Origin of the sequence: Rhizobium sp. RU20A (genome assembly GCF_900155885.1) — a bacterium.
Taxonomy (GTDB): Bacteria; Pseudomonadota; Alphaproteobacteria; order Rhizobiales; family Rhizobiaceae; genus RU20A.
In genome coordinates this window covers 147,405-161,263 of sequence record NZ_FTMB01000007.1, presented here as the reverse complement: position 1 = coordinate 161,263, position 13,859 = coordinate 147,405, and the positions used below count along the sequence as shown (strand labels likewise).

The window sequence follows — 13,859 nt, the reverse complement described above, 5'->3', positions numbered from 1 at the left end:
CACCCGGCGAAAGGCAGGGATGACCGGTCCGCGGAGGAGGGCTTACTTGTAGGCGCGGGCACGCACCTTCTCGAGCCGGGCAAGGATCTGGTCGATCTTGTCGGGCTTCACCATGAATTCCTGGAAGCCTTCCATGCCGGCCTTGGCCATGTCGGCAGGCGCGTCGCGGTCATAGAACTGGGCGAGCGCATGGGCGTTCGACAGCATCTCGAACCCGGCCTGGAGGAAGGGATCGGCAGGCTTTTCGGCCTTGTTGTTGACCGGTAGCTGGCCGAGCGTCGCATTCATCTTCGACTGCGCTTCCGGCGAGGCGAGATAGGCGAGGAAGGTCTTGGCGTCTTCCTTGTTCTTCGCGCCCGAGGGGATGTGGAACGTGTCGGTCGGCGCTTCCTCGGAGAAGGGAATGCCGGGGGTGATTTCCGGGAACTGCAGGAAGCCGATCTGCTCGTCCTTCAGGCCGCCGCTCTTCATGGTCGCAACCGCGAAGTTGCCCATCAGATACATGGCGGCCTTGCCCTGCACCATCTGCGGAATGGCGTCCTGCCAGTCGATGGCGGCGTGGTTGGCGATGAAGTAGCCCGGCGTCACCAGTTCGGCCCACTTCTCGAACACGGCCTTCACGCGCGGATCGGTGTAGGGAACCTTGCCGGAGGTCAGCTCCATGTGGAACTCGTAGCCGTTGACGCGAAGGTTCAGATAGTCGAACCAGCCGCCCGTCGGCCACAGCGCCTTGGTGCCGATGGTGATGGGCGTGATGCCGGCGTCCTTCAGCGTCTTGCAGGCGGCGAGGAACTCGGCCCAGGTCTTCGGCGGCTGGATGCCCTTCTCCGCGAAAATGTCCTTCCGGTAGTAGATGCCCCACTGGTAGTAGGTATAGGGCACGCCCCACTTCTTGCCGTCGATGGTCATCGAAGGCGCGGCCGACTTCAGCTGGTCGTCGAGGCCGTTCTTGGTCCAGACATCCGTGACGTCCTCGAAGAGGCCGGCCTTGACGAAGGGCTCCATGCGATTGCCCGCATACCAGGCGGCGACGTCAGGCGCGTCGGCCGTCAGGAAGTTGCGGATGGCGGACTTGTAGCCCTCGTGGTCGAAGTTGTTCCACTTCACCGTGATATCCGGATGGGCCTTCTGGAAGTCAGCGATCAGCTCTTCCATGGCCTTCTTCGGCACGGGGTCGGAATGGTCGGAATTGATGGTGATCTCGCCGGCAAAGGCAGCGGACGAAAACAGATAGGCAGCAGCGGCGATCGCGCCGAAACGCTTGAAAGCGGTCATATGATCCTCCCGATGACCAGAAATGCTCACCTCCCGGCCGGCCCGACTGTTCTCCCTTGGGCCCGCCCGAAAGCGTGACTTGATCCTCGTCTGCGATCCCGTAGAATTCTACCGCTCTTTGCTGAAATTTTTCCGGGATCCTAAGATGAAAGTGGTGTCACCCCTTCAATCCACCGACGAAGCGGTTCCGCTCCACAAGGAGCTCGATCCGCGCCATCCCCTTGTCGTCTTCAGCGATCACAAGTTCTGCGCCGGCATCAGCACGATCGTGCACCGCATGCCCGGGCCGCACATGCACAGCCAGATCGAGCTGAACTTCCTTCTGGAAGGGCGGATGACCTACTGGTTCGACGGCCGCGAACTGACGCTGAGCGAAGGACGGCTGGTGCTGTTCTGGGGCATGATCCCCCATCAGGTCATCGATCGGGCGGAGGGCACCCGCTTCATCTGCCTCTACGTGCCGATGTCGGTGTTTCTCGGCATGGCGCAGCTCAGCCGGTTCCGCGACGCCGTGTTCCGCGGCGCCATGGTCGAGGCGCTGACCATCCGCCCGCACGACCGCGGCGTCTTCTCCCAATGGCATCAGGAACTGCTGGCGGGTGGCAACGAGATCACCGACATCGTGCGCAGCGAGTTGACGGCCCGCGTGCAGCGCATCGAACACGAGGGATGGCGCGACCTGCGCGAAGACGGCGCCTCCATCGCCAGCCTCTCGGCCCATGATGGCGAGCGCATCGAGCATGTCGAGAAGATGCTGCGCTTCGTGGCCGAGCATGCGCTGGAGGATGTGTCCGCAAGCCAGGTGGCGGCCGCCGCCGGCCTGCATCCGAACTATGCCATGACGCTCTTTCGCCGCTCCGTGGGGCACACGATCAACCAGGCGATCGTGCGCCACCGGCTCGACACGGCGCAGTCGCTGCTGATTTCCACCGATCTTTCGGTGACGGAAGTCGCCTATGAATCGGGCTTCCGCTCGGTCTCGCGCTTTTACGAGGCCTTCGCCGACCGGTTCCGGGACCGTCCCCAGGCCTTCCGCAAACGCATGCGCATCAAGGCGGCCTGACGACACGGTGGCCACAAGCTACCACCGACACAGGGGTCATCCACTGTCCAGATCGCGCATGCCTCTTGATACAGCGGCCCTCATTATGCCCTGTTACGGCAGGGCGGCAGTGCTCGATCCGGACAGGCCGGAGGCCCTGAACATGGTGACCGAAACGACATGACGGCAACATTCTGCGTCACCGGCGCCCGCATTCTGGCGGGAAAGGCCTTCGAAGACGGCAAGGCGCTTTTGGTCCGCGACGGGCGGATCGAAGCCGTGCTCGGCGAGGCATCCGTGCCCGATAATGTCAGGCGCGTGCCGGCGCATGGCGCGCTGCTCGTGCCCGGCTTCGTGGACCTTCAGGTCAATGGCGGCGGCGGTGTTCTCCTCAACAATGCGCCGACCCTTGAGGGCATCGCCGCGATCTGCGCCGCCCATGCTGGGTTCGGCACGACCAGCCTGCTGCCGACGCTGATCACCGATCGGCCCGAGATCCGCGATGCAGCCGTTGAGGCCGGGAAGCAGGCCCTCGCCGCCGGCGTGCCGGGCTTTCTCGGCCTGCACCTGGAAGGCCCGCATCTCTCGCTCGCCCGAAAAGGCACGCATGACCCGGCCCTGATCCGCCCGATGACGGAGGCGGATCTGGCCTATCTGACGAGGGAAGCGAGGGATGTCGGCCTGAGGCTCATCACCATCGCCCCGGAAAGCGTCAGCGAAGATCAGGTCCGCGCACTGGTCTCAGCCGGCTACGTTGTCAGTCTCGGCCATACCGATGTCGGCGCACAGACGGCGGCAGCTTATTTTGCCGCCGGTGCCACCATGGTCACCCATCTCTTCAATGCCATGAGCCCGCTTGGCCACCGCGAGCCGGGTGTGGTCGGCGCCGCGCTCGATGCGGGAGGGGTCTCCTGCGGCCTGATCGCCGATGGGTTCCACGTCGATCCCGTCGCGATGGGCATCGCGCTGCGTGCCAAGCGCGGGCCGGGCCGCATCTTTCTGGTGACGGATGCCATGTCGACCATCGGTTCGAACGAGCAGGGCTTCGAACTGAATGGCCGGCAGGTCTATCGCCGGGACGGACGCCTGACCCTTGCCGACGGCACGCTGGCGGGTGCCGACATCGACATGCTCTCCTCGGTCCGCTTCGTGCATGAACGGCTGAGCCTTCCGCTCGAAGACGCGCTCGCCATGGCCAGCCTCTACCCGGCCGAGGCCTGTGGCGCGACGACCAAGGGCCGCATTGCCGCCGGCTGCGATGCGGATTTCCTGCTGCTGACGCCGGAACTGTCGCTTCTGTCCACCTGGATCGGCGGCCGCTGCGTCTTCCACGCGACCACGAGGGGACTGCCCGCATGATCGTCTGCTTCGACATTGGCGGAACCGCCATCAAGGGCGCCGTGGCGCACGCGGCGGGCGACATCCGGCCCGTGCCGCGCCACCCGACCCCGCGCGATGACTTCGACGCCTTCGTCGGCGTTCTCCGCAGCGTCATCCATGACGCCGGAGGCCGGCCGGACTGCGTGGCGCTGTCGATTGCCGGCATCATCGATCCCGACACGCAATGCGCCGTCGTCGCCAACATCCCCTGCATCCACGGCCGGCCGCTGAAGGCCGATCTGGAGGCTGCCCTCGGTCTCCCGGTGCTGATTGCCAATGACGCCGACTGTTTCGTGCTGGCGGAAGCCGGCGTCGGCGCCGGGCGGGGTCACCGTGTCGTTTTCGGCCTCATCCTCGGCACCGGCATCGGTGGCGGCCTCGTCATCGATGGCCGCCTGATCAATGCCGAGGGCGGCTTTGCCGGCGAATGGGGCCATGGCCCGATCGCGGCGACCGAGGCAGGGCATCCGCCGGTCCGTCTGCCCCGTTTTACGTGCGGGTGCGGGCAGGAAGGCTGCATCGACGCGATCTGCGGCGCGCGGGGCCTCGAGAGGCTGCACCATCACCTCTCGGGCGAGACGCTGACCAGCGAAGAGATCGTCACGGGCTGGACGGCGGGCGAGACGCAGGCCACCCGCACCATCGATGTCTATGTCGACGTCATCGCCTCGCCGCTGGCGCTGGTCGCCAACGTCACGGGCGCCACGATCATGCCGGCCGGCGGCGGGCTCGCCAATTCCGATGCGCTGCTGGCTGAGATCGACCGGACCTTGCGCAGCCGCATCCTGCGCACGTTCAACCGTCCGCTGCTGGTGAAGGCGCAATGTGCAATCGAGCCCGGCCTGATCGGCGCGGCGCTCCTGGGCCTCAGCGAGCGCCCGGCCTGAGGCGGGGCAGCTGACGAGAAGCCTCGTCCGGCGATGCCCGGCGCCTCGGTCTGACCTTACTGCGCCTTGGCGTCGCCGAGGAACTCTTCGCAGTAGCTCGGGCCGCTGCCGCTCTTGCGGTCGCCCTGGATGCGGATGGCGCGGATCACATAGTCGCTGTCTGTGGTGATCTGCACCGAGCAGCTGAGATAGAGCGTGCGGGCCGGCGAGATCAGCTTGCCGCGCTTGCCGTCGGCCGTCTTGGCATATTCGGCGGGAACGCGGCGCGTCTTGTAGCCGCCCTTCCAGCTGTAGATGGTCGAAGAGCCGCTTTCCGTGTCGGAGACCGGCGGGCCATAGGCCGCGAAGAAGCCACCGGCCGGCTTGCCGAGCCACTTGGCTTCCACCGCATTGCCGCCGCCGGCGCCGCCCGTCGTCGTGCAGCCGGCAAGCGCCAGCGCAAGGCCGGCCACCGTCATCATCCGAAGCTTCATGCCAATCCCTTTCACATCCTTCGCGCCGGGCGCCTCAGGCGCTGTCGGCTCCGGCGCCGCGGCCGGTCCTGTCTGGTTGTCCCGTGTCTGCGCCCTGCGTGACCGGTCTTGCCGTCATCTCTTCGGGAGGCCGGCCCGAAGGGCAGGGAAGAAACCGGTCCGGGCCGCAGCCGCGTTCCTGCTCTAGCGCCAATTGCCGATGTTGCAAATCACCGCGCCGCACGCTTTGGAAAAAAACAATCGAAAAGCGGCGCTATCCACACCGGCGCTGCCGACGGCGATCACCGACGACCCGCAGCCGCCCGCCACCCCCCACCATTCCTGCCTACGAAAGGCCAGGACGCCATCTCCACCCCCCGCTTTCGCCGGCCTCCGCAACCGTCATCCACCTGTCACACGCCGCGCCGCACCCGGCCGCAAAGGACCGCCGCACCTTTCTCCACAGCCCCGTATTTTTTGACGAATTTCCCCTTGTACATCCCGAAAGCCTGTTCTATAGGAGCGCCACTGGTCACGGAGTGTAGCGCAGTCTGGTAGCGCACCACGTTCGGGACGTGGGGGTCGAGTGTTCGAATCACTCCACTCCGACCAGTCGAAAAGCCCGCAAATGCGGGCTTTTTTCGTTTCTGGGGTGGCGCGGCGCCGATATGTGAAGGTGCCGGATACTGCACCCCCGACCGGTCCGGCAGGGGTGCGGCGCGCCTGGCTTGGGATCAATCCAGCCGGATGTTGGCGTCCTTGACGATTGGTCCCCATCTGGCGATGTCGTCGCTGACATGGGTCTTCGGCGCGTCCGGGGTCGAGGCAACGATGGTGGCGCTGAATTCGCCCTTGCGTTTGATGAGGTCGGGATCGGCGAGCGCTGTCTTGGCCACGGCGTTCAGCTTTTGACGATCTCCTTCGGCGTGCCGGCCCGCGCGAAAAGTGGGTTCCAGGTGTAGGACTCGTAGCCCGGCACGGGCTCCCCAATGCTCGGCACATCGGGGACGGAAGCGGCACGGTCCCTGGTGGTGTTTCCGGTTAAATATTTGATAATATTTAATAAAAATCGACGCGCAAGGTGCGCGGAGGGCGCCATCCGGCTGATCGGAAACACCAACCGATTGAACGATGGATGCGGCGCAAGCCATTGCGAAATTGTGATCTATCAAACCTCCCGGAAGCAAAAGGCGCGCTCCTTTCGGAACACGCCTCTGCATTGGGTTGGATTTCGCTGATAGGGGCGCGCGTCGTGCGCGCTCGGCTCAGATGTCCCCGCCCGCATCCTTCCAAAGGTCCGCGGCTTCCGAGGCGCTCATGCGGCGCACGTCGGCCTCGTGGCGGCGGCTGGAAAAGAGTTCGGTCGCCATCAGCTTGTCGGCGAGATCGGCGGGAAGCGTCAGCACCACGCGCGCCTCGTCGCCGCCGGCGTGAAGGCCGCCGATGCTGGAGCGTTTGGCGGTGATCATGCCACCGGCCACGGTGTTCAGCGTATCGGGATCGATGAGGATGAACGCGCCGGTGGCGCGGTTCTGCTCATAGGGATCGAAGACGGCCTGCTCGTCGAAATCGAGCGCCACCTTGCCGATCGCGTTCATCGCAAAGGCATCGGTGTGGGCCGACCAGACGCCCGTCTTGATGTCGAGCAGGCTGGTAGGGCGCACGGTGACGCGCTGGCGGCGCGCGCCGGCCTTCAGCCAGTAGCGCTTGCCGGGCTGGATGCCATCCGGCTGCAGCGCCACAAGCTGCGCATCGAAGGCGGTGCCAACCTGCGGCTGGGCGTCGATGGCCGCGATCACGTCGCCGCGCGCCACGTCCACCTGCCGGTCCAGCACCAGCGTGATCGCATCGCCGGAAACGGCCGCGTTGCGCACGAGGTCGAAGGTGACGATCTTGGTGACATTGGCGACCATGCCGGAGGGCAGCACGACGACGGAGTCGCCGGGCTTCACGGCACCGCCGGCAACCGTGCCCTGATAGCCGCGGAAGCTTTCGCCCGGACGCGACACGCGCTGCACCGGCAGGCGGAAGCCGACGGCTTGGCCGGAGCGTACCGGCGCCTGTTCGAGGAACTCCACCAGCGTCGGACCCTCGTACCAGGGCATGGCGGCGCGGCCGTCATAGACGACGTTCTCGCCCTTCAGCGCCGACATGGGGATGGCGGTCACCTGACGGATGCCGAGCGACAGCGCGATCTCGCGGAACTCGTTCGCAATCTCCTCGAAACGGGCACGGTCGTAATTGGTCAGGTCGAACTTGTTGACGGCGAGCACGAACTGCCGGATGCCCATCAGCGAGGCGATCGTGGCATGGCGGCGCGTCTGCTCCAGAATGCCGGCGCGGGCATCGACCAGCAGCACGGCGAGGTCGGCGGTTGAAGCGCCTGTCGCCATGTTGCGCGTATACTGCTCGTGGCCGGGCGTATCGGCAACGATGAAGGAGCGCCGGTCGGTCGCGAAATAGCGATAGGCGACGTCGATGGTGATGCCCTGTTCGCGCTCGGCCTGGAGGCCGTCGAGCAGCAGCGCGAAGTCCGGCAGGCCGAGATCGTTCTGCTTGCCGACGGAGTCACGGCGCAGCGTCGCAGCCTGGTCTTCCTTGACGGCCTTGGTGTCCCAGAGAAGACGCCCGATGAGCGTCGACTTGCCGTCATCCACGCTGCCGCAGGTGATGAGGCGCAGCGGACGGCTGTCGCGCTGAGCGGCCAGCGGGGTAGAGGAGAGCGGGGCGGCTGCCGGCACGGTGTCGGCGAGGGCGGCGGTTGCCGTTGCGGAGGCGGTCATGTCGTTTTACCTTTCGGCGAAAATCTAAATCGGCATTGAGTTCGCGGTGGTCTTTGTGACCTCCTCTTCTCCCCTCGGGGAGAAGTGCCGAACGCAGTGAGGCGATGAGGGGGGCTTCCTTCAACCCGGGGAGGGAACCCCTCATCCGCCCCTCCGGGGCACCTTCTCCCCAAGGGGCGAAGGGAAGATCAGAAGTATCCTTCGCGCTTCTTCTTTTCCATGGAGCCGGACTGGTCGCGGTCGATCGCGCGGCCCTGGCGTTCGGAAACGGTTGCGATTTCGAGTTCGGCGATCACCTCGTCGAGCGTGGTGGCGTCGGAGCGGATACCGCCCGTCAGCGGCCAGCAGCCGAGCGTGCGGAAGCGCAGCATGCCCTCCTGCACCTCTTCGCCCGGCAGCGCCTCGAAGCGCGGGTCTTCCGCCCACATCAGCATGCCGTCGCGCTCCACATATTTGCGCGGCTTGGCATAGTAAAGCGGTGGCAGCGGAATGGCTTCGGCCTGGATGTAGCGCCAGATGTCGACCTCGGTCCAGTTCGACAGCGGGAAGGCGCGCACGCTCTCGCCGCGGCGGATCATGCCGTTATAGATGTTCCACAGTTCCGGGCGCTGGTTGCGCGGGTCCCATTTATGGTCGGCGGTGCGGAAGGAGTAGATGCGCTCCTTGGCCCGCGAAGCTTCCTCGTCGCGCCGCGCGCCGCCGAAGGCCGCGTCATACTTGCCGGCGTCCAGTGCCTGGCGCAGCGCTTCCGTCTTCATCACATCCGTATGGTAGGCCGAACCGTGGCTGAAGGGCGAGATGCCTTCCACCGCACCGCGCGGATTGGTGTGGACGATGAGGTCGAGATCGAACCGGCGCGCCATCTCGTCACGAAAGGCGATCATCTCCGGGAACTTCCAGCCCGTGTCGATGTGCAGCAGCGGGAAGGGCACGCGGCCGGGGAAGAAGGCCTTGCGCGCCAGATGCAGCAGCACCGACGAATCCTTGCCGATCGAATAGAGCATGACCGGCTTGTCGAATTCGGCGGCGACTTCCCGGAAAATGTGGATCGCCTCGTTTTCGAGCGCCTTCAGATGCGGGTCGAGCGGCTGCTTGGCACCCTGCGGCTGGTTGTACTCGGGCGAAAGGGAAAGGTCAGTGTCCTGACGGGCAGCTTGCATGGTGAACGGGTACTCCGAAGGCAATTCGTAAGAAAAGGCAAGGCGCAGGGCCTTAATGGGCGGCGGCGGTCTCGGGGATTTCGGAAGCGGCTTCCGCGACATGCAGGCCGCATTCGCGCTTCTCGTCATTCTCCCACCACCAGCGGCCGGCGCGTTCCGGCTCGCCGGGCTTGATGGCCCGCGTACAGGGCTCGCAGCCGATCGAGGGATAGCCGCGCGCATGCAGCGGATTGATCGGTATGCCGCGCTCGGCAACCAGCGCGTTGATCGTCTCGATCTCCATGTCGGCGAGCGGATTGATCTTGATCAGGCCCCGCTCCAGATCGGCCTCGGCAAAGGGCGTCGTGGCGCGGTTGCCGGACTGGCCGCGGCGAAGGCCGGTGATCCAGAAGCTTGCGCCCTCCAGCGCGCGCGCCAGCGGCTTCAGCTTGCGCACGCCGCAACAGGCATGCCGGGCTTCCACGCTCTCGTAAAAGCCGTTCAGGCCATAGCGCGCCGCATAGGCATCGATGTCGGCCTGATCAGGATAAAAGCGCTTGATGAGAATGCCATAGGTCTCTTCGGTCCGGTCGATCAGCGCGACGGTCTCGTTGAAGAGCCTGCCGGTTTCCAGCGTGGAGACGGTGATGTCGAGCTTGGCCGTACCGATCGCGGCGGTGATCACCTGGTCCTCGATACCGAGCGAGGTGGTGAAGACGGCGCGGCCATCGAGACCGGCGACGAGCGCCAGACGCTCCTCGAGGCTGAGGGCTGAAAGCTGGCGGTCGAGCGCCTCGGCGGCGTCGATAAGTGGAGATGCGGACATGAACCCTGATCCTGTTCCTGGAACGGCGGGACTATCGCAGGACGCAACCCGCAGGAACAGAAAAACCGCTCTCTCTTGCGCGCGCTTGAGAGCAAATATCACCAAGCCAGGTCCCTAGCGCAAAAAACCTATAAAATCAATAGAAAATAATCCAGTCGCAGACTCAATCCGCTGCCGAATTGCGTTCCGTGGCACGACGCTGGCGAATGGCGCTGGCCAGAAAATCGCGCGACAGGCCATGATAGAGCGGTTCGGGCGCAAGGAAGCGCGAGGTGAGATAGCCGAGCATGGCGGCTACCATCAGCACCAGCACGTTTTCGCGCGCATCCGACATTTCCAGGATGATGACAAAGGCCGTCATCGGCGCTTGTACGACGCCTGCGAAATAGCCTGCCATGCCTGCGAGCGCGCCGAGCGACACGCTGGCGCCGAACAGAAGCGCCATGCTGCTGCCAAAGCCCGCGCCGACCGACAGCGACGGCGCGAAGATGCCACCGGGAATCCCTGAGAGCATGGAGAGGAAACTCGCCGCCAGCTTTTCGAGGAAGAAGAGGGGTGGTAGCGCCGTGCCTTCCACCGCGCCGCGCGCCTGGTCATAGCCGGTGCCGAAGGTGGTCCCGCCACTGGCGACGCCCAGCACGGCCACGGCAAGACCGCAGAGCGCTGCGGCAAGGATCAGCCGCCGCTGCGGCTGCGGGGCCGCCCAGCGTTTTACCCGACGCCCGGCCTTCAGCGCGCCGGCCGAAAACAGCGCGCCGAAGGCGCCGCCGCCGATCCCGCAGGCAATCACCATCCACCAGGCGTTCAGATCCGGCACCACGGCCGGCGCCGTGCCGAAATAGGTGTAGTTGCCGGCAAGCGCCAGCGCCGAAAGACCCGACAGGATCACGGCCATCAGAACCGTACTGTTGGAGCGTGCCGCATAGGAGCGGCCCATTTCCTCGATGGCAAAGACGATTCCCGCCAGCGGCGTGTTGAAGGCGGCCGCGATGCCGGCCGCAGACCCCGCGAGGATGAGCCCGCGCGCATGCGCCAGCCCGCCCCAGCGCGCCGCCTGCAGCATGATCGAGGCGCCCACCTGCACGGTCGGCCCCTCGCGCCCGATGGAGGCGCCGCTGAAAAGACCGAGAATGGTGAGAAGGACCTTGCCCACTCCGAGCCGCAGCGACAGCAATCGCCCGCGTGCCTCCCGCTCCATCAGATGCCGCCCGGCAATCGCCTGGGGAATGCCGCTCCCTTGCGCATTCGGAAAGAACCTGAGCGTCAGGAATGCCGACAGCGCAAATCCCGCCGGCGTCAGCAGAAGCGGCAGGTAACCCGCCGCCGGGCTCGATCCCGTCAGCGTGCGAAACAGATGCTGCGCGAAATCCGCCGCCTCGGCAAAACCGACACTGACCACCCCGATCGCCAGGGCCCCAGCCCAGAACACCACCCGCGGCCGCCACACCTGCAGCGACACACGAAACACCCGGGACCGCCGGAACAGGCGGGACTTGCGAAAATACGGAGCCATGGATGAGGTGTGCCATGGGATGACGGACAGGTGAAGGGCGGGGGGAGGAAAATAGCTGCGTGTCTGACGCTGCCCTCACGGCGTCCCGCATTGTCGCCTGGAGCGAGCCGGTGAACCAAGCCTTCGTCGGGGGGCGAGGACGGAGAGGCAGCCGAGCGCAAAATCCCGCTTTCCGACCCGGAAAATCCACCCTTACCGATCGCTCACCGCAGCCCGCGGATTTTCCCAAGGCACCTGGTTTGACCGCGCCAGCATGCCCTTGCCGAGAATGTGGTCGGCGGCTTTTTCGCCGGTCATGATCGAGGGGCCGTTGAGGTTGCCGTAGGTGACGTGGGGGAAGATGGAGCTGTCGGCGACGCGCAGACCATCGATCCCGATGACGCGGGTTTCGGGATCGACCACGGCCATGGGGTCGTTGGCATCGCCCATGCGGCAGGTTCCGCAGGGGTGATAGGCGCTCTCCAGATGCTCGCGCAGGAAGGCGTCGATTTCCTCGTCGGACTGGACACCGGCGCCCGGCTGGATTTCCGGTCCGCGGAACTCGTCGAAGGCCTTTTGGCCGAAGATCTCGCGGGTCAGCCGCACGCAATGGCGGAACTTCTCCCAGTCCTCCGGATGGCTCATATAGTTGAAGCGGATGACGGGATCGGCCATCGGGTCGGCCGAGCGCAGCGTCACGCTGCCGCGCGACTTCGACAGGTTGTAGCCGACATGGGCCTGGAAGCCGTGGCTTTTCGCCGCCGCCTTGCCGTCGTAGGAGATGGCGACGGGGAGGAAGTGATACTGGATGTCGGGCTGCTTCAGCCCCGGCGCCGAGCGCAGGAAGGCGCAGGCCTCGAACTGGTTCGACGCGCCAAGGCCGCCCTTGGTGAACAGCCACTGCGCCCCCGCAACACCCTGCCAGAACCAGGGCAGCCAGGAATAGAGCGAGACCGGCTTGGTGGAGACCTGCTGGAAATAGAATTCCATGTGATCCTGCAGGTTGGCGCCCACACCGGGACGATCCACCTTCACCTCGATGCCCATGGACTTCAGGTGCTCGGCCGGGCCGATGCCGGAGAGCATAAGCAGCTTCGGCGAATTGAAGGAGGAGGCCGAGACGATGACCTCCCTGTTGGCGCGGACAATTTCGATCTTGCCGCCCCGCTCGATCTCGACGCCGACGGCGCGGCCGTTTTCGATGATGACGCGCCGCGCGAAGCAGCGCACCAGATGCGCATTCGGCCGTTTCAGTGCGGGCTTCAGATAGGCATTGGCCGCTGACCAGCGCCGCCCGTTGTAGATGGTCTGCTCCATTCGGCCGAAGCCTTCCTGCTTGGAGCCGTTGTAGTCGTCCGTCAGTTCGAAGCCCGCCTGATGGCCGGCATTGAGGAAGGCGTGGAACAGCGGATTGGCGACAGGGCCGCGTTTGACATGCAGCGGGCCGTCCGTGCCCCGCCAGCCCTCCTCGCCGCCGGAGGAGGTCTCCATGCGCTTGAAATAGGGCAGAACATCCTGGTAGCTCCAGCCGCGCGCGCCAAGCTCCTCCCAGCGATTGAAGTCCTCCGCATGGCCGCGCACATAGACGAGCCCGTTGATGGAGGAGGAGCCGCCGATCACCTTGCCGCGCGGCGCGGTGATGCGCCGGTTGTTGAGATGCGGCTCGGGTTCGGAAAGATAGCCCCAGTTGTAGCGCTTCATGCTCATGGGCCAGGCCAGCGCCGCCGGCATCTGGATGAACGGCCCGACATCCGACCCGCCATATTCCAGCACCATGACGGTGTTCTTCCCGTCCTCGGAAAGCCGGTAGGCGAGCGCCGAACCGGCGGAGCCGGAGCCGACAATGATGTAGTCTGCCTGGTTCATGGGGTCAGTGCCTTGTTTCGACGATGCCATTTGCAATGGCGATAGGAGGATTGAAGAATTTATAGCTATTTGTTATGGTGCCGGAATGAAGGAAATTCGCTTCACGACAGCCGCGGATCGGGCGCTGCAGCGAATGCAGCCGAAACGAAAGGCAGCCATTCTCGACAAACTGGCGGCCTATGCGCGTGGCGCGCCTGTCGATATCAAGAAGATGCAGGGTAAGCCGTACTTCCGTATTCGCGTTGGCAGCGATCGCGTCATCATCGATGACAAGGGAAATGTCGTGATGGTCATTGATGCGGGGCCGCGCGGCAGCATCTACAAGGAGTAAGGACCAATGGGAGATATCCAGAAACTCGTGATCGACGGCAAATCCTACGTCCTTCTGAGCGAGGACGATTACGAGGACCTGATCGATGGTCTTCAGGCGGACGCCATCATGGCGCGCGTCGACGCCGGCGAGGAAACATGGCCTTTCGAGGTCGTGCGGGCAAAGGCGAACGGCGAAAATCCGGTTCGGGTCTACAGGCAGTATCGGCAAATGACCTCGACCGAACTCGCGGCGGCTGCCGGCATTTCCCAGCCCTACCTGTCTGACATCGAAACCGGCAAGAAACCCGGCTCCGTGGCTGTCCTCCTGCGCATCGCCAAGGCGCTCAAGGTCGATCTGGATGATCTCGTGGTCGAGGTCGAGCCGGACTGAGGAGGTGTGGGGCA

At 65.0% G+C, this 13,859-nt stretch carries 14 protein-coding genes and 1 tRNA gene; 6 read left to right on the top strand and 9 right to left on the bottom strand.

The window, feature by feature from the left end:
• Positions 1 to 42: 42 nt before the first annotated feature.
• On the bottom strand, positions 43 to 1,275 hold the full coding sequence (locus F3H41_RS16605; protein WP_149739795.1) for an extracellular solute-binding protein: 1,233 nt from the start codon (positions 1,273 to 1,275) through the stop codon (positions 43 to 45).
• A gap of 145 nt (positions 1,276 to 1,420) precedes the next feature.
• Here F3H41_RS16605 and F3H41_RS16600 point away from each other — a divergent pair, with 145 nt between their 5' ends.
• From F3H41_RS16600 to F3H41_RS16590, 3 genes are all read left to right on the top strand, one after another.
• A complete protein-coding gene (locus tag F3H41_RS16600; protein WP_149739794.1) occupies positions 1,421 to 2,338 on the top strand; it encodes a helix-turn-helix domain-containing protein in 918 nt (305 codons plus the stop codon).
• 159 nt (positions 2,339 to 2,497) lie between these two features.
• Positions 2,498 to 3,676 (top strand): N-acetylglucosamine-6-phosphate deacetylase, encoded by a 1,179-nt coding sequence (gene nagA, locus F3H41_RS16595; protein ID WP_149739793.1) that lies wholly within the window; start codon positions 2,498 to 2,500, stop codon positions 3,674 to 3,676.
• Positions 3,673 to 4,584 (top strand): ROK family protein, encoded by a 912-nt coding sequence (locus F3H41_RS16590; RefSeq protein WP_149739792.1) that lies wholly within the window; start codon positions 3,673 to 3,675, stop codon positions 4,582 to 4,584. Before nagA ends, F3H41_RS16590 begins: the two co-directional genes overlap by 4 nt.
• 56 nt (positions 4,585 to 4,640) lie before the next feature.
• Here the strand turns inward: F3H41_RS16590 and F3H41_RS16585 are convergent, their stop codons facing one another.
• Positions 4,641 to 5,057 carry a hypothetical protein gene (locus tag F3H41_RS16585; protein ID WP_149739791.1) on the bottom strand — a complete coding sequence of 139 codons (417 nt, stop codon included), beginning with the start codon at positions 5,055 to 5,057 and terminating at the stop codon, positions 4,641 to 4,643.
• 514 nt (positions 5,058 to 5,571) lie between these two features.
• On the opposite strand from F3H41_RS16585, the gene F3H41_RS16580 reads away from it, so the two are divergent.
• A tRNA-Pro gene (locus F3H41_RS16580) sits at positions 5,572 to 5,648 on the top strand.
• A gap of 122 nt (positions 5,649 to 5,770) precedes the next feature.
• On the opposite strand, the gene F3H41_RS21605 is transcribed toward F3H41_RS16580, so the two are convergent.
• From F3H41_RS21605 to betA, 7 genes are all read right to left on the bottom strand, one after another.
• Positions 5,771 to 5,932, bottom strand: a complete 162-nt coding sequence (locus tag F3H41_RS21605; protein ID WP_244616243.1) for a hypothetical protein — start codon at positions 5,930 to 5,932, stop codon at positions 5,771 to 5,773.
• 5 nt (positions 5,933 to 5,937) lie between these two features.
• The gene (locus F3H41_RS21600; protein WP_244616242.1) at positions 5,938 to 6,135 is read right to left on the bottom strand and encodes a tripartite tricarboxylate transporter substrate-binding protein; all 198 of its coding nucleotides are present in this window, start codon (positions 6,133 to 6,135) and stop codon (positions 5,938 to 5,940) included.
• A 166-nt stretch (positions 6,136 to 6,301) separates the two neighbouring features.
• Positions 6,302 to 7,819 carry a sulfate adenylyltransferase subunit CysN gene (gene cysN, locus F3H41_RS16570; protein ID WP_149739790.1) on the bottom strand — a complete coding sequence of 506 codons (1,518 nt, stop codon included), beginning with the start codon at positions 7,817 to 7,819 and terminating at the stop codon, positions 6,302 to 6,304.
• A gap of 188 nt (positions 7,820 to 8,007) precedes the next feature.
• On the bottom strand, positions 8,008 to 8,979 hold the full coding sequence (gene cysD, locus F3H41_RS16565) for a sulfate adenylyltransferase subunit CysD (RefSeq protein WP_149739789.1): 972 nt from the start codon (positions 8,977 to 8,979) through the stop codon (positions 8,008 to 8,010).
• Positions 8,980 to 9,031: 52 nt separating this feature from the next.
• Positions 9,032 to 9,784 (bottom strand): phosphoadenylyl-sulfate reductase, encoded by a 753-nt coding sequence (locus F3H41_RS16560; RefSeq protein WP_149739788.1) that lies wholly within the window; start codon positions 9,782 to 9,784, stop codon positions 9,032 to 9,034.
• A gap of 163 nt (positions 9,785 to 9,947) precedes the next feature.
• Positions 9,948 to 11,297: a chloride channel protein gene (locus tag F3H41_RS16555; RefSeq protein WP_149739787.1), complete on the bottom strand. Its 1,350-nt coding sequence runs from the start codon at positions 11,295 to 11,297 to the stop codon at positions 9,948 to 9,950.
• Between the two features lie 192 nt (positions 11,298 to 11,489).
• Positions 11,490 to 13,142 (bottom strand): choline dehydrogenase, encoded by a 1,653-nt coding sequence (betA, locus tag F3H41_RS16550; protein ID WP_149739786.1) that lies wholly within the window; start codon positions 13,140 to 13,142, stop codon positions 11,490 to 11,492.
• 85 nt (positions 13,143 to 13,227) lie between these two features.
• On the opposite strand from betA, the gene F3H41_RS16545 reads away from it, so the two are divergent.
• Positions 13,228 to 13,473 (top strand): cytotoxic translational repressor of toxin-antitoxin stability system, encoded by a 246-nt coding sequence (locus F3H41_RS16545; RefSeq protein ID WP_149739785.1) that lies wholly within the window; start codon positions 13,228 to 13,230, stop codon positions 13,471 to 13,473.
• Positions 13,474 to 13,479: 6 nt separating this feature from the next.
• Positions 13,480 to 13,845, top strand: a complete 366-nt coding sequence (locus F3H41_RS16540) for a helix-turn-helix transcriptional regulator (protein ID WP_149739784.1) — start codon at positions 13,480 to 13,482, stop codon at positions 13,843 to 13,845.
• Positions 13,846 to 13,859 lie beyond the last annotated feature (14 nt).